This is a genomic window from Pauljensenia sp. UMB3104 (assembly GCF_030217285.1).
Lineage (GTDB): Bacteria > Actinomycetota > Actinomycetes > Actinomycetales > Actinomycetaceae > Pauljensenia.
Map to the genome: position 1 here is coordinate 1 of NZ_JASONN010000100.1, position 363 is coordinate 363.

1 protein-coding gene is annotated in these 363 nt (G+C 51.0%); it reads left to right on the top strand.

What is annotated here, in order from left to right; all coding sequences use genetic code 11:
• Nucleotides 1–81 precede the first annotated feature (81 nt).
• On the top strand, nt 82–363 hold a 282-nt coding region (locus QP415_RS10935; RefSeq protein WP_285100077.1), incomplete at its 3' end, for a hypothetical protein.

The following is a 363-nucleotide window of genomic DNA, read 5'->3' on the forward strand; positions in this document are numbered from 1 at the left end:
GTATTGCGGATATCGAGGCGCGCAACGATCCGTGATCGATGGCGTACCCTGACGTCGTTACTGATCGTTTCGCTACCGATCGTGCTGGTTATTTCGTCGATCACTCTCTGGTCGATGATGTCATCATCACGCTATTTGGCGATACAGAACTTAGGGCCGAATGATTCGACTCAAGCGCGAATTACACGCGTCAGCTTTAATCCGATCGAACAGGATTATTTGGGTGAACCAGCGGGTGATGTGACTTCTGCGTCCGTGGATTCATCGTCTGTCGATGAGTTTCAACTGAATCGGTGGCTCCCCAGCGATGCTGTGATGGTCACAACGCTATCTTTCCCGTCGGTCAATGTGTCAACTGAAGAC